The 14424-nt window shown below is 59.5% G+C and carries 14 protein-coding genes; all 14 read left to right on the forward strand.

Features of this window, described 5'->3' with window-relative positions; translation table 11 throughout:
- Positions 1-254: 254 nt before the first annotated feature.
- The 14 genes from VJU77_04355 (at position 255) to VJU77_04420 (ending at position 14405) form a co-directional block, all read left to right on the forward strand.
- The gene (locus VJU77_04355; protein ID HKP02576.1) at positions 255-695 is read left to right on the forward strand and encodes a hypothetical protein; all 441 of its coding nucleotides are present in this window, start codon (positions 255-257) and stop codon (positions 693-695) included.
- A gap of 60 nt (positions 696-755) precedes the next feature.
- Entirely contained in the window at positions 756-1952 is a 1197-nt protein-coding gene (nuoH, locus tag VJU77_04360; GenBank protein HKP02577.1) for an NADH-quinone oxidoreductase subunit NuoH, read from the forward strand.
- Positions 1949-2431 carry an NADH-quinone oxidoreductase subunit J gene (locus VJU77_04365; protein ID HKP02578.1) on the forward strand — a complete coding sequence of 161 codons (483 nt, stop codon included), beginning with the start codon at positions 1949-1951 and terminating at the stop codon, positions 2429-2431. Before nuoH ends, VJU77_04365 begins: the two co-directional genes overlap by 4 nt.
- Positions 2428-2742, forward strand: a complete 315-nt coding sequence (nuoK, locus tag VJU77_04370) for an NADH-quinone oxidoreductase subunit NuoK (GenBank protein HKP02579.1) — start codon at positions 2428-2430, stop codon at positions 2740-2742. Before VJU77_04365 ends, nuoK begins: the two co-directional genes overlap by 4 nt.
- A gap of 3 nt (positions 2743-2745) precedes the next feature.
- Positions 2746-4092: an ATP-binding protein gene (locus VJU77_04375; GenBank protein HKP02580.1), complete on the forward strand. Its 1347-nt coding sequence runs from the start codon at positions 2746-2748 to the stop codon at positions 4090-4092.
- Positions 4089-6056 (forward strand): NADH-quinone oxidoreductase subunit L, encoded by a 1968-nt coding sequence (gene nuoL / locus VJU77_04380; protein ID HKP02581.1) that lies wholly within the window; start codon positions 4089-4091, stop codon positions 6054-6056. The genes VJU77_04375 and nuoL overlap by 4 nt, the downstream gene beginning before the upstream one ends.
- Positions 6044-7519 (forward strand): NADH-quinone oxidoreductase subunit M, encoded by a 1476-nt coding sequence (locus VJU77_04385; GenBank protein HKP02582.1) that lies wholly within the window; start codon positions 6044-6046, stop codon positions 7517-7519. The genes nuoL and VJU77_04385 overlap by 13 nt, the downstream gene beginning before the upstream one ends.
- A gap of 6 nt (positions 7520-7525) precedes the next feature.
- Complete coding sequence (locus VJU77_04390; protein ID HKP02583.1) at positions 7526-8080, forward strand: ORF6N domain-containing protein; 555 nt, start codon at positions 7526-7528, stop codon at positions 8078-8080.
- Positions 8077-9555, forward strand: coding sequence for an NADH-quinone oxidoreductase subunit M (locus VJU77_04395; protein HKP02584.1), 1479 nt, complete (start codon positions 8077-8079; stop codon positions 9553-9555). The genes VJU77_04390 and VJU77_04395 overlap by 4 nt, the downstream gene beginning before the upstream one ends.
- On the forward strand, positions 9552-11000 hold the full coding sequence (locus tag VJU77_04400) for an NADH-quinone oxidoreductase subunit N (GenBank protein ID HKP02585.1): 1449 nt from the start codon (positions 9552-9554) through the stop codon (positions 10998-11000). The genes VJU77_04395 and VJU77_04400 overlap by 4 nt, the downstream gene beginning before the upstream one ends.
- A gap of 109 nt (positions 11001-11109) precedes the next feature.
- Entirely contained in the window at positions 11110-12282 is a 1173-nt protein-coding gene (locus tag VJU77_04405; protein HKP02586.1) for a hypothetical protein, read from the forward strand.
- Between the two features lie 128 nt (positions 12283-12410).
- On the forward strand, positions 12411-13127 hold the full coding sequence (locus tag VJU77_04410) for a DUF1579 domain-containing protein (protein HKP02587.1): 717 nt from the start codon (positions 12411-12413) through the stop codon (positions 13125-13127).
- A gap of 162 nt (positions 13128-13289) precedes the next feature.
- Positions 13290-13646, forward strand: coding sequence for a hypothetical protein (locus tag VJU77_04415; protein ID HKP02588.1), 357 nt, complete (start codon positions 13290-13292; stop codon positions 13644-13646).
- A gap of 273 nt (positions 13647-13919) precedes the next feature.
- Positions 13920-14405 (forward strand): hypothetical protein, encoded by a 486-nt coding sequence (locus VJU77_04420; protein ID HKP02589.1) that lies wholly within the window; start codon positions 13920-13922, stop codon positions 14403-14405.
- The last annotated feature ends 19 nt before the right edge of the window (positions 14406-14424 follow it).

The following is a 14424-nucleotide window of genomic DNA, read 5'->3' on the forward strand; positions in this document are numbered from 1 at the left end:
ACCTTGCCGCGTCAGACCCATTCTGTCAGTCATTCTTTGTGGATCAAAACGAAGACTGCACCACTCGTCAATCCACTCCGTCCCCAGCTGCGTGATTTGTCTTCGGAAAAAGCCTCGCTTCGCCTATGCTTTGAGGGTGGAGAAAAAAGTCCGAAAGTTTGCCACCTTCGCGGAAGCCGAGAAGGCGGACCGCGATTATTACAAGAAACTGACGGGCAACGAACGCCTGAAAATCTGCGTCGAGCTTTCGAGCCATGATCCTGAGCAGCGACTTGAGAGAGTTTCTCGAATTGTTAAACGCCCGAGGCGTTGAGTATCTCGTGGTCGGGGCGCATTGCCTGGCGTTCCACAGTCGCCCTCGCAACACCGGAGATCTGGATGTCTTGGTTCGTCCCTCAAAAAGCAACGCCGCGGCCTTGGTCGAATTGTTCCGTGAATTCGGTTTCGCCGGGTCAAAATTCACCCCGGTTGATTTTGCCGAAGGTGACCAGGTGATTCAACTTGGCCAGCCTCCGAGTCGCATCGACGTATTGACCAGTTTGAGCGGCGTTAGCAGTGACGACGCCTTTGGAGATAAGATTGCGGCCGAGATTGATGGAATTCCGGTTTTCCTCCTGAGCAAGCAGCATCTCATTCAGAACCAGCGCGCGGTTGGCCGCCCGCAGGATCTTGCCGACCTGGCCGATTTGGAGTAGCCGCTTCGGCAGCGCATTCGGTCTTGCCTAAGTAATCGCTCACCGCTTTCCTTCACAGCGATGAGCGCCAGTTCCGTCGATCAGGCTTTTGTTTCGCTAAAGAGCTGGCTGCTCTCGTTCGGGTTCATTTCTTCGGCGCCGGAATGGGTCCAGGCGATTGCGTCGAGCCTGATCAACATCTCCGCCGTGCTTGGCGTGTTCATGACGCTCTTCGCGTTGATCTCGGTGTTGGAGCGAAAAATTTTGGGGCGAATCCAGAACCGGTACGGGCCCAATCGGGTCGGGCCATTCGGACTCTTCCAGCCCGTGGCTGACGGCATCAAGCTCCTGATCAAGGAAGACATCGTTCCAGATCGCGCGGACAAGGTCGTCCATTTCCTCGCCCCCATTATGATGGCCGCGCCCGCCATTCTCGCGCTCGGCGTGATTCCCTATGGCCGGAACATGACCGCGTTCTCGATCGACGGCGGGATTCTGTTTTTCTTCGCGGTCGGCTCTGCCACGGAGCTGGCGGTGTTCATGGCGGGCTGGGGGAGCAACAACAAGTTCTCGATGCTTGGCGCCATGCGGGCGATTGCCCAAATGGTCAGCTACGAATTGCCGCTCATCATTACCGTGCTGCCGGTGGTGATGATCGTCGGCGCGCTTTCCGCCGACGCGACCGTCGCGGCCCAGGCCGGGTATGCCTACGGCTTCATTCCGCGCTGGTTTGTCTTCACGCCGTGGGGCGCCGCGGCTTTTCTTCTTTTCTTCGTTTCGGGGCTGGTGGAATCGAATCGAACGCCGTTCGACGTGCCGGAAGGTGAATCGGAAATCGTCGCCGGCCACATGACCGAATACTCCGGCTTCAAGTACGCCATCTTTTTCCTCGCGGAATATTTTGGCATGTTCGCGGTCAGCGGCCTGGCGGTGACGCTCTTTCTCGGTGGTTGGCATGCGCCGCTGCCGTTCCTTGAGTTCGTCCCTTCCTACGTCTGGTTCTTCGCCAAGCTTTCGGTGCTGCTCTTCGTTTTCGTCTGGATCCGCGGAACCCTGCCCCGCATGCGCGTGGATCACGTCATGAATTTCGCCTGGAAATTCATGATGCCGATGGCGTTTACCTGCATCGTGGCGGCGGCGGCCTGGCATTATCAGCGGGAAAGCTTCCTGCGCTGGGTTTGGTCGCTCGGGATTTTGCTGGTGGTTTACCTGGCGCTCTCCCGTTTTCTCCGGACCGGGAAGAATCTCAGCACGCGCACCTATCGTTTCGCCGAATGAGCGCCGCCGCTTTCATTTTCATCGCGATCTTCACCCTTTCGGGCGCGTTGGCCGCGGCCTGTTTGCGCAAGCTGATCCACGCCGCCCTTTGCCTCGTCGCGGCGTTCCTCGGCCTGGCTCTCTTTTATTTCCTGCTCGGCGCGGAATTCGTGGGGCTGGTGCAGGTCTTCGTGTATGTCGGCGCCGTCGCGGTCCTGGTCGTTTTCACGATCCTGCTCACCCGGCGCGAAGAAGAGAACACCGGCGGTTTTAACTGGGGCGGCGCGCTGGTCGCGCTCGCGGTGTTTGCCGGTTTGATCTGGACGATTTTCAAGACGCCCGCCACTTCTGTGGCCGCGCCCGCGATCGAACCGCTCACCGTGAAACAAATCGGTGAAGCGCTCATGACCAGCTACGTCTGGCCGCTCCAATGCGTCGGCCTGTTGCTCACCGCCGCTTTAATCGGAGCGCTCGTTCTCGTCATGGAGGAAAAGCGATGACGCCCACTCTCCAACTCTGTCTTGTTATCTCCGCCGCGTTGTTCTCAATCGGCCTCCTCGCCGCGCTCAGCCGCAAACACGCCATTTTCATCCTCATCGGGATCGAGCTCATGCTCGCGGCGGCGAATTTGAATTTCATCGCCTTCTGGCGGTTCGGCCCCGAACCGCAAAACCCGACCGGCGTGATGGTCGCCATCTTTTCGATTGCGATTGCCGCGGCCGAAGCCGCCGTCGGCCTCGCGCTGGTTATCGCCGTTTACCGGCATTACCGAACCACCAACGTACACAAGCTGAATTCGATGAGGGGATAATCCGTGACGAAAAAACGCAAGACGACCGGCATCTCCACGCGTTCAGCTCTCCAGAAACATTTCGGGAGCCTGGCTTTGGAGAATTTGGTTACCGCCACTCGTACCTTCCCCGCCACCGCTCGAGTCGATTTACAACAAGCGTTGAATCGGGTTTTTGACCAATCCTATCAGGCGGACTTGATCGGGGTTCACTCTCAGTACGTCCATGAGACGCTCACCGTTCCTCACCTCTTGCAGGATGAAAACTATCCGGTCCTGATAGGGCCGCTCCAGCACAATGAAATAGATATCGGCGACGTCCTTCCCACGCGCTGCCTGAAACAGGGACTATGGCTGGCGTCGAATCAGGAGACTCGTTTCGCCGCATTGCTTACCCCGGCGGAACGCTTCGGTCGCAGTGAAGGAATGCACGTCGAGATCGCCGTGCCCCCGGGCGAGGAGGGCCTGCAACTGTCCCGTACCTTCCTTGATCGGGTGGAGAAGCTGGTCAATGAAGCCGGGTCTTACCGGGGCAAGGTCATCTCGCTCGAAGCCACGGGCTCGTACTCGGGCAAGGCCGGGAGCGTCAAGGTCCATAGGCTGCGTTCCGTCAAGCGTAATGAAGTTATCTTGCCGGAAAAAACGCTCAAACTTCTCGAACGCAATGTTACCGAATTCATTTCCCAACGCGAACGGTTGCGAAGTTTGGGCATGGCGATCAAAAAAGGCCTCCTCTTCTACGGACCCCCGGGCACGGGGAAAACTCACACGATTCACTACCTGGCAAGCCAGCTGGCAAACCACACCACCTTATTAATCACGGCCGAGCAAGTCGGCTTGCTGGACGAATACTTTCAGCTCGCGCGTTTCCTCCAGCCCGCCATGGTCGTGATCGAAGATGTTGATCTCATTGCGCGCGCACGCGAAGAGATGCGCAGTGCCTGCGAAGAGAGCCTGCTCAATCGATTGTTAAATGAGATGGACGGATTGCGAGAGGATGCTGCCGTCCTATTCGTCCTAACCACAAATCGCCCAGACCAGCTTGAAGCCGCCCTCGCCTCGCGCCCAGGGCGTATCGACCAGGCAATCGAATTCCCACTCCCCGATGAAGCCGGTCGCCGGAAACTGATCCAGCTTTACTCCTATGGTTTGAGCGTCCCGAATGACGTCGCGGAAGCGATCGTGCAAAAGACAACAAAAGCGAGCGCGGCTTTTATCAAGGAACTGATGCGGCGGTGCGCGCAGTATCTATTGCAAAGCGGACACGACGGCGGTCTCTCTTCCGACCAGATGGAAGCAGCGTTAGATGAAATGCTCTTTAGCGGCGGAAGCTTGAACGTGAAACTCCTGGGCGGAGCAATAGAAAATTGAGCTGGATCGTCCTCAATCTCTGGCTGGTTCCGGCCGTGCCGCTGGCGGCTTCGCTTCTCATTTTGAGTATCGCGAACTCACGCCGTACCGCGGCAGGGGCTCTCGCCATCCTGGGTCAGTTGATCGCCCTCGTCCTGGCGATCTCTGCCTTTCTTCCGACGCTCGAAGAGCCGGGCCGCCGCCTGGTTAACAACTTTACCTGGTTCACGTTTGGCGAACAGTCCGTCCGGATCGGCTGGGTCATCGACCCGCTCGCGGCCGGAATGCTCGTCATGATCACCTTCGTGGGTCTTTGGATTTTCGTTTTCAGCAAAGGCTACATGGCGGACGACAAGGCCTTTACTCGGTTCTTTGCCTACCTCTCGTTTTTTTCCGCCGCGATGCTCGGCGTCGTCATCGCGAACAGCCTCCTCCTCCTCTTTGTTTCGTGGGAGCTGGTCGGCCTCGCGTCCTACCTGCTTATCGGTTTTTGGATTCACAAACCGAGTGCCGCCGCCGCCGCCAGGAAAGCCTTTATCACGACGCGGATTGGCGATCTCGGGTTCTTTCTCGGAATGCTCTGGCTCTATCACGATGCCGGCACGCTCCTGTTTTATGACGGCGGCAAGGGCTGCCTCGAAGCAGCGGGCCTGCTCGCGATCGGGTCGAGTGCGACTTTCATCGCGCTGCTGATCTTCTCCGGTGCCGTTGGCAAGTCGGGCCAGTTCCCGCTCCACGTCTGGTTGCCGGACGCGATGGAGGGTCCGACGCCGGTGAGCGCGTTGATCCACGCGGCCACGATGGTCGCAGCCGGTGTTTTCCTCGTCGCCCGTGTTTATCCGATCTTCTTGTTAGGGGCAATCGATGGCGTAACCACGTCGCTGACGGTCGTGGTCTGGATCGGCGTCATCACCGCGCTGATGGCCGCGCTTATCGCCATCGCGCAGGCGGACATCAAGCGCATCCTGGCTTATTCCACCGTTTCGCAGCTTGGCCTGATGATGGTTTCGCTTGGCGTCGGCGGGGTGGCGGCCGGCATCATGCATTTGCTGGCCCACGGTTTTTTCAAAGCGCTGTTGTTCCTGGGATCCGGCTCCGTCATTTACGGCTGCCATCACGAGCAGGACATCCGGAAAATGGGAGGCCTGCGAAAGATCATGCCGATCACCTTCGTCACTTACGCCATTGGCATGATGGCACTGAGCGGTGTGCCGCTGTTTTTCGCCGGCGCCTGGACGAAGGAGGAAATTCTGCACGCCACCAGTCATTGGCCAAAATCATCCGTCCCGCATTACCTCATGATGGCCGGGGTCGTTCTGACCGCGCTCTACATGACGCGACAGATGATCTACGTCTTCTTCGGCAACCGGCGCACGACGGAGGCGGCGCACGAAAGCCCGGCGGTCATGACGCGGCCGCTCATCGTGCTCGCTCTTTGCACGATCGGCCTCAGCGCGATTCTGACTCCGGCCTGGCCGTGGTTGCATAGCTATCTGTCCGGCGAACCGGCAGAAGTTGATTTCGGACGGCTGATCCAGCCGATGCTGTTCATTTCGCTCGGACTGGTCGCAGCGGGGATTGGTCTGGGCGTTTTGATGTATCGCCGGGCCGGTGTCACCGATCCGCTCCAGCAAGTGCAGCCCGTGCTGTTCAGGTTTCTCGAAAACAAGATGTGGCTGGACGAACTTTACGCCCACACCGTCATCGCGCTGAGCAAGACAGCCGCCCTTGTTTCGAGTTGGCTGGATCGATTCTTTTGGGACGGCCTCGTCCGGGCCGTCGGCGGAATCGGGCGAATGTTCGGCGGATTCTCGGCGGGCTTCGATGAGCACGGGATCAACGCCGGCGCCGATGGTGGCGCCGCTGGAGCTCGCGGGATTGGCCGGCTGATGTCACGATTCCACTCCGGACAGGTCCAGGTTTATCTCGGCGCGGTCGCTGTCGCCGTCGTGGCGCTGCTTCTTTTCTACGCATGGCTGGCCTGATCACCATTCTCATCCTGTTGCCGCTGATCGGCGCGCTTTTGGTCAGCGTCGTCCGGCCGAATGCGGCTCGCGGCGTCGCGCTCGGCTTCAACGTGTTGTCGGCCGGAGTCGCGTTTCTTTTGTGGCGAAACTTCCAGACCGGGAATGCCGGGCTCCAGTTCGTCGAGCGCCACGCCTGGATTCCCTCGATCGGCGCCGAATATCTCGTCGGAATCGACGGCTTAAGCCTTCTCCTCGTTATTCTCGCCTCGCTTATTTTCCCCTTCGCGTTTCTCGCCCAACGAATGAGTCGCGGCGCCTGCGCGCTTCTCCTCGTCATGCAGGCGGCGCTCTACGGGAATTTCACCGCGCACAATTTCGTCCTCTGGTTCCTCTTCTACGAGATGAGCCTGGTCCCGGGCTTTCTCCTCATCAAAATCTGGGGCGGGCCGAATCGAGATTGGGCTGCGACCAAATTCTTCCTCTACACCTTCCTCGGCAGCGTCGCGATGCTGCTCGCCTTTCTCGGCATTTATTTCGCGAAAGGCAGCTTCGACTTCGCCCGCCTGACTGAGCTGGCCCGTAGCGCGCCGTTGCTGACCGGGCGGCTCGGCTGGCTCGCTTTCGCCGGAATTTTCCTTGGACTCGCCGTCAAGGTCCCGCTCTTTCCCTTTCACACCTGGCTGCCCGATGCCTACGAAGCGGCGCCGACCAGCGTCTCGATGGTCCTGACTGGCGTCCTTTCGAAAATGGGCGTTTACGGGTTTATCCGTCTCTTGCTCCCGCTTTTCCCCCGGGAAATCCAGGCGCTTGGGCCATGGCTGCTCGGACTTGCGGTTTGCTCCATCGTCTTCGCTTCGCTGGCCGCGTGGGCCCAGTCGGATCTGAAACGAATGGTCGCTTATCTTTCGATCAACCATCTGGGTTATTGTCTGCTCGCCTTGTTCGCCGTGAGCTCGGCCACGGCGCGGCCCGTGGTTGAAATCCAGGCGGCCTTGAGCGGCGTGTTCCTGGAAATCTTCAATCACGGCATCACCGCGGCGGCGCTCTTTTATTTCGTCGGGCTCCTGGAGGAACGGCGCGGCTCACGCGGCCTTCACGATTTTGGCGGATTGATGCAACGAACTCCGTTGCTCTGCGGCTGGATGGCTGTGGCCATGTTTTCCTCGCTGGGCTTGCCGGGGCTCAACGGCTTCATCGGCGAGTTCCTCATCTTCAAGGGGGCGTTTAGCCTGGCAATGATCCCAACCGCGGTCGCTGTCCTGGGTTTGCTCTTTACCGCGATCACTTTCCTGCGCGCGATCCAACTGCTCTTCAGCGGTCCGCTCGCCGAAAGCTGCAGCGCTTTTCCGGAACTCTTGGGCCGGGAAAAGCTCGTCATCGTCCCGATTAGCCTGCTGATGTTCGCCGTCGGCATCGCCCCGCAATTCGTCTTCAACATCTTCAACAGCGCCGTCATGCAGATGACGCGGCTGTTTGCCTGAACTGTCATGAGCCAAGAACTCATTCCAGTCGCTCGAATTGCGCAGAGCATCCTGTATTTGCGAGGCCAGAAAACCATCCTCGATTCCGAGCTGTCGGCCTTGTACGGCGTCGCAACCAAGGTGCTTAATCAGGCGGTCAAGCGCAACGCCGCCCGGTTCCCCGGGGACTTCATGTTTCAACTTACCGCGGAAGAGTCGCGGTCTCTAAGGTCACAATTTGTGACCTTAAAACAGGGCAAGCATTTCACGTATCGTCCCTATGCTTTTACCGAACAAGGCGTCGCGATGTTGTCGAGCGTCTTAAAAAGCGAACGCGCGGTGAAGGTCAACATCGTGATCATGCGCGCCTTCGTGAAGCTGCGCGAAACGATCGAGACGAATCGGGAGTTAGCTCGGAGATTCGCCGAACTCGAGAGACGTGTCGGCCAGCATGACGAAAAGATCGGCGCGATCCTCGAAGCCATCCGGCAGTTGATGGCGCCGCCGCAGAAACCAGCCCGAGAAATCGGGTTTCACGTGCGCGAGAAAGCGCCCCCCTATCGCGCACGTAACCATCGATGATCGCCTGGACCATTTACCTCACTTTCCTGGGCGCGCTTCTGCTCCTCTTTCTGCCGCCCATGCTGGCCCGTTGGATGGGGCTGCTTACCGCGGTGGCCGGATTCGCGGTCAGCCTGGACGCGTTTTTCACCGCCACCGACCACGCAACCTTTAAGACCATCGTCCAGCTTCCATGGATCCGGGCGCTTGGGTTTGACTATCATCTCGCTGTCGACGGCATCAGCCTCACGATGTGTCTCGTCACTGGTCTGACGGCGGTGAGCGCCATCCTGTTTTCCTGGGACGTCGAGGAACGCCCTAACGAATTCTTCTTCTGGTTGCTGCTCGTAGTGGGCGGCTCCTACGGCGTTTTTCTCAGCGCCGATCTCTTTCTCCTTTTCGTCTTTTACGAGCTGGTGATCGTTCCGAAATACTTCCTCATCGCGATCTGGGGTTCGACGAACAAGGAATACGGCGCGATGAAGCTGTCCCTTTATTCCTTCCTGGGCGGTGCTCTCGTCCTTCTTGGGATTATTGCCATTTACACGACGGCGGGAGGCCTTGATTTGCATCGGCTCGCCCAGCTTCAGTTCACGCCTCATTTTCAGTCCTGGGTCTTCCCCGTTTTGTTTCTCGGGTTCGCCGTGCTCGCGGGCATCTGGCCGTTCCACACCTGGGCGCCGACCGGCCACGTCGCTGCGCCGACCGCTGGTTCGATGTTGCTCGCCGGCATCGTCATGAAACTGGGCGCTTACGGCGCCTTGCGGGTGGCGATGAATCTTTTCCCACAGGGTTTCCACCAATGGAGCAAATGGATCGCGGTCCTCGGCGTGATCGGAATCGTTTATGCCGCGGCAGTAGCGTTGCGCCAGCGCGACCTCAAATTCGTCATTGGCTATTCGAGCGTCAGCCACATGGGCTTCGTCCTGCTGGGCCTGGCGACGGCAAACGCGCTCGGCGTGGGCGGAGCGGTCCTGCAAATGTTTTCGCACGGCGTGATCGCAGCCCTTCTCTTCGCCGTGGCCGGTCGAATGGTTTATCGGCGCACTCATACGCGCGATCTCGACACGCTCTCCGGGATGAACTTGAGCCACGCCCTGCCGTTTGCCGCGTTTTCCTTCGTCATCGCTTCCGCCGCTTCCATGGGCATCCCCGGCTTCAGCGGGTTCGCCGCGGAGATCACCATCCTGCTGGGAGCCTGGAAGGCATTTCCATGGGCGGTGCTGATCACCGGCGCCGGCATGGTCCTGGTGGCCGCGTTTACCTTGCGCGCCTTGAAAAAGGCGTTCTTCGCGGAGCCGCATTCGTCCGTCCATACCCAGCAAGGCCGGGTGCCGCTCGATCCCGACTTTGACGAACAGTCCGCTATTACCGCGGCGGAAAAATGGGGAGCCGGCCTGCTGATGTTCGCCACTTTGGCGGTGGGCCTTTATCCGAAAGTCCTGCTCGATCGCATTCTGCCCGCGGTTGAGGCCATGCGGTGGTTGAAGCCATGAACTATTTCGAAATCCTTCGCCTGGCCGCGCCCGAAGCGGTCGTCGTCGGTACGGCGCTTGCCGTTCTGGCGCTTGGATTGATCAGGGGCCGGACGCCTGGAATGTGTTCAGCAGTCGCCGCGGCGGGGCTCCTTTTCGCCACCGCCGCTGTTCTCCTTTTGCCGGGGGAAGCGGTGCTGTTGAACGGCATGCTCGTGATCACGCCGCTGACGTCCCTTTTCAAAATCATTTGCCTGGCGCTCGCCTTTTTCACCGTGATCCTCGCCCGCAGCCACGGGTCGTTTCCTCATCATGGCGAATACCTCGCGCTTCTTCTCCTCGCCACGGTCGGACTGATGCTGCTGGTCGGCAGCGAAGAATTGCTCCTCATTTTCATCGGCCTCGAACTGACTGGCCTGTCGCTCTATGTCCTGGCTGGTTTCGACCGGACCGATGTTCGTTCCGCCGAAGCGGGTCTGAAGTATTTTCTATTCGGGAGCACAGCGAGCGCGTTCACGCTTTTCGGGATTAGTCTCGTCTACGGAATGGCGGGTAGCACGAGTCTCGCCGCGATCGCGCCGAAACTCGGTGCGGTCTCGCCGCTGCTCGCCGCCGGGATTGTCATGACGCTGATCGGCTTCGCCTTCAAGATTGCCGCCGCGCCTTTCCACCTCTGGGCGCCGGACACCTACCAGGGGGCGCCAGTTCCGTCCGCCGCATTCATCGCCTCGGGATCCAAAGTGGCGTCGTTCGTTGTCCTTGGAAAAATCGTCCTGGTGGGCTTTGGACCCCTTCGAGGAGACGCTGGCTGGCATGCGATGGTGGCAGGCTGGGCGCCGCTGCTCGCTGTCTTGGCGGCTTTGTCGATCCTCGTCGGAAACCTCGTCGCGCTCGCTCAATCCAACGTGCGCCGCCTGCTGGCCTACTCGGCCGTTGCCCACGCCGGTTACACTCTGCTCGGACTCGTGGCGGGCGGGCGCGCGGGATTCAGCGCCACCTTGTTCTACACCATGGTGTATGCCTTTACGTTGGTCGGCGCGTTCGCCGTCGTCGGGCTGGTCCGCCGCGAAACGGGCGGCGATGATTTTCCCCATTTCGCCGGGCTCCGGTCTCGCTCGCCCTGGCTCGCCGGATGCATGGCGATCTTCATGCTGTCCCTTGCCGGGCTGCCCCCGCTCGCGGGATTCTTTGGCAAATTTTACTTGTTTAGTGTCGCGCTGGGCGCGGGCGGCAACCATGGGCTGCTCTGGCTCGTCGCGCTCGCGCTCTTCGGGAGCCTCATCTCCTTTTATTATTACCTGTTGGTTTTGAAGGTAATTTTTGTCGACCAGAGCGTGGGCGACACCCCCGTTCTCAAAGTGGATTTTCTGCAAAGACTCTCCATCGCCTTGCTGGCTGGCCTGGTTCTCCTGCTGGGCGCCCTCCCGGGCGGCCTGGTCTGGAAAATCAGCAGCTCGCTTCCGTAGATTCCCCGGCGAACAATGGAAAAGCTGGAGGTTTACCCCAGACTTTGCTAGGCTTCTCCTCGTTGTGGGAAAGAAAATGGGTAGCCGTTGAGTTAGGATTCTCTGGATCATGTTTACCGAAACGGCACCGCCCGCCCGACCTGTCCCCGTCTTCTCGCGAAAGAAACCGTTCCCTGCGCCGCTCCAGGCCCGGCGCGCGCTCTCCGGGCCCGGCTCGGAAAAGGCCACCTTCCATTACGAGTTTTCCCTCGAGGACTCGGGTCTGGTCTTTGAGGTTGGCGATTCGCTCGGGATTTTCCCAGCCAACGCGCCGGAGCTGGTTGACGAAATCCTCTCCCTGATCGGATTCAACGGCGCCGAGGAGGTCACCGGCGCGACCGGCGAAGCCAGCTCGTTGCGCGCGGTCTTGCTGCGCGATCGCACCATCACCACGCCATCGCGCCAATTTGTCCAAAGCGTCGCCGAACGGATCCCGGCGGCCCGGTTCCTTCTCGAGTATTGCGACCCGAACCAGCGGGCGAAGCTCGATTCGTATCTCTGGGGACGCCACGTCGTCGATTTCTTGATCGAATACCCGGAGCTGCGAAACAAATTTTCGCCCACGGAATTCGCCGGCCTTCTCTCAAAACTCCAGCCGCGCCTCTATTCCATCGCCTCCAGTCTCAAGCGTTACCCGGAAGCCGCCCATTTGCTGGTCACGAACGTCGAGTTCCTGAGCCACGGCCGGACGCGGAAAGGCGTTTGCACCAGCTTCCTCTCCGACCGGATCGATGAAGGGACGCGCGTCCCGGTCTTCATTCACACCGCCAGGCATTTCCGCCTGCCCGACGATCATGGCGCGCCGATCATCATGATTGGCGTCGGCACCGGCCTCGCGCCGTATCGCGCCTTTCTCCAGGAACGCCAGGCCGTCGGGGCCAGCGGGCGCAACTGGCTTTTCTTCGGCGAACAGCGGCGCGCCGCCAATTTCTATCACGAACTGGAATGGGCGGTCGGCGCCTCTTCCGGGTTCCTGACGCGACTGGACACCGCTTTTTCGCGCGATCAAGCCCACAAAATTTATGTCCAGCACCGGATGCTCGAAGCCGGCCGCGAGATCTGGTCATGGCTCGAGGAGGGCGCCTATCTTTATGTTTGTGGCGATGCCGAGCGCATGGCGCCCGACGTTGACGCCGCCCTGCACGAGATCGTGCGGGAACACGGCGGCATGAGCCGGGAAGCGGCCGCGGAATATGTGGCCAATCTCCGGTCGCAAAAACGTTATCGCCGCGACGTTTATTAGCCTCGGCTGATCGGTCTTCAGGCTAACGAGGGATCCCGGCCTGGCCCGGCGGGCCCGCTGGTGGAAGTGACTCCGGTTCGCTTTCTTAAGCTTGACGGTCCCCAATTGGCCTCGGCAGAATCCCGCCCATGAACATCCTAACCACAACCCTAAAATCACTGACCCTCTTGTTCGTGGCCGCCGGGCTCGCTTTTGCCCAGACGCCCTCGGCCAAGACGGCTCCCGACTCCACCAAATCCGCCTCCAGTCCAGCGGCTGCTGCCGCCATGACTCCAGCCACGGCGGCGGCGACGACCACCACGGCGTCTACCGCGCCGAGTGCTGAGGAGATGAAAAAAATGATGGAGCTCTCTCAGCTGAACGACAATCACAAGCTCCTGGCCTCCACCGCCGGCACCTGGAGTTATGTCGTCAAAATGTGGATGGATCCGAAAGGAAGCCCGACCGAATCAAAAGGGACGGCGATCAGAAAAGCCGTCATGGACGGCCGCTACGTCACTGGCGATTACTCGGGCAACTTCAAAATGCCAGGCGCCGATGGCAAACCGAAGGAGATGAAGTTCCAGGGCATGTCGATGGACGGCTACGACAATGTGAAGCAAAAATTCGTTTCCGGCTGGGTCGATAATATGGGGACCGGCATTTACATCACCGAGGGCACCTACGACGCCTCGAGCAAGACCATCACCTACACCGGCGAGTTCGAGATGATGCCCGGAATGAAATCGAAGGTCCGCGAATTGATCAAGTTTACTGACAAGGACCACATGGCGATGGAGTACTTCGAAGATCGCGGCCAGGGCGAAGCGAAGTCCATGGAGATCAGCTACACCCGCAAGAAATAGATTAGGTTTTCCGCAAGTATCAGCGGCCGAAAGATTTAACGCGCCCGGCTGTGAGCTGCCGCCTTCATCGGGTGGCAGCTCCCGGCGCCTCTTTCGACCGCTTTTTCCGCAGGCTTTGCCTTACGGCTCTCGTTTTTTTCCCGATCTGTGCTAGGATCAACGATGTCCAAACCATCTGGTGCCTCTTTTTCGCGTCGAATGCCGGATAATATCACGGAGGAGTTGGTGGCCGTGCTTTCCTCCAAGGCGTCGTTCGAGTTCAAGCCATTGTTCGAGATCATCCTGGCCAATCTGCGGGAGCGGAACGCAGCCAGTGGAGGCGAAGAAATGCTCCGTCTGCGGGCTTACGAAAAGCTTCAGGGCCTGGTCGGCCAGGGCGTAGTCAATCGCACCGTCAACGGGACCACGAAAAAATATAAGGGTGTGACCGCCCGCCTTTTGGCTTTGAGCGCCGAGATGAAAGTCTTGCGTAAAGACTGGGACCAGCGCTCGAATTCGAAGGCTGCTGCCGGACGCTAACGTCCCACGCCTGATCTTCCGGTTCCCTTTTCCAGCTTTCGAAAGGGTGTGTTCGGATCTGGTGAATCAAGCGCTTGCGACCATTGTGAGCTTCAAGGAGCGGCGGTTTGGAACCGCCGTTTTAATCGCCGGCGATTTCAGATCGCCGTTCCTTGTTCAGATTCCCTGCGCCGGCGTGTCTGGCTGGCAGAAGTCAGCGGCGCCCGACCTCGAAACGTTCCTGGCGATCGCCTCGACAGCGAACCAGCGAAAATGATAAACGTTCGCAATCCTATGAAGCATTTGTCATTCGTCGCGGGCGCAGCGTTTTCCTTGATTCTCGCCTTCTCGGGCTGCGGCCTGAAAAAGGACACCAAAGCGGCCGAGGCGGAGATCGACCGGTTCCATCAGCACTGGAACGCCGATGAATTCAAGGCGATCTACGACGAGTCGCACGCGAATTTCCGCAACAAATCCGCCGAGGACACCGTTGCGACCTTCGTTCGAGTAAAAGGGGTCTGGGGCCAATTCAAGAGCGCCACCAAACGCAGCTGGGGATTCAACACCAACAACGGCGCGACCGACGTGAAGCTGAAGTACGACTCGACCTACGACCGCGGCCTGGCCGTGGAAGCGTTTGTCTACCGCATGACGGGCGGCAAGGCGATGCTCACCAGTTACGAGATCATGTCGCCGGAAAGTGCGAAGCAACACGAAGCCGACGAGCAGGCCCAGCGCGACGCCAAGTCCAAGAAAGACGCCAAGAAACCGAACGGCTAAGGCTTGCGGCCATTGGCCG

Source organism: Chthoniobacterales bacterium, from assembly GCA_035274845.1.
Taxonomy (GTDB): Bacteria; Verrucomicrobiota; Verrucomicrobiia; order Chthoniobacterales; family UBA10450; genus AV80.

Excerpts from the sequence above, each read along its gene's own strand:
- VJU77_04355 (HKP02576.1), top strand. The coding sequence starts at position 255 with ATGATCCTGAGCAGCGACTTGAGAGAGTTTCTCGAATTGTTAAACGCC.
- VJU77_04385 (HKP02582.1), top strand. The coding sequence starts at position 6,044 with ATGGCTGGCCTGATCACCATTCTCATCCTGTTGCCGCTGATCGGCGCG.
- VJU77_04405 (HKP02586.1), top strand. The coding sequence starts at position 11,110 with ATGTTTACCGAAACGGCACCGCCCGCCCGACCTGTCCCCGTCTTCTCG.
- VJU77_04365 (HKP02578.1), top strand. The coding sequence starts at position 1,949 with ATGAGCGCCGCCGCTTTCATTTTCATCGCGATCTTCACCCTTTCGGGC.
- VJU77_04410 (HKP02587.1), top strand. The coding sequence starts at position 12,411 with ATGAACATCCTAACCACAACCCTAAAATCACTGACCCTCTTGTTCGTG.
- VJU77_04400 (HKP02585.1), top strand. The coding sequence starts at position 9,552 with ATGAACTATTTCGAAATCCTTCGCCTGGCCGCGCCCGAAGCGGTCGTC.
- VJU77_04395 (HKP02584.1), top strand. The coding sequence starts at position 8,077 with ATGATCGCCTGGACCATTTACCTCACTTTCCTGGGCGCGCTTCTGCTC.
- nuoH (HKP02577.1), top strand. The coding sequence starts at position 756 with ATGAGCGCCAGTTCCGTCGATCAGGCTTTTGTTTCGCTAAAGAGCTGG.
- VJU77_04420 (HKP02589.1), top strand. The coding sequence starts at position 13,920 with ATGAAGCATTTGTCATTCGTCGCGGGCGCAGCGTTTTCCTTGATTCTC.
- VJU77_04390 (HKP02583.1), top strand. The coding sequence starts at position 7,526 with ATGAGCCAAGAACTCATTCCAGTCGCTCGAATTGCGCAGAGCATCCTG.
- nuoK (HKP02579.1), top strand. The coding sequence starts at position 2,428 with ATGACGCCCACTCTCCAACTCTGTCTTGTTATCTCCGCCGCGTTGTTC.
- VJU77_04415 (HKP02588.1), top strand. The coding sequence starts at position 13,290 with ATGTCCAAACCATCTGGTGCCTCTTTTTCGCGTCGAATGCCGGATAAT.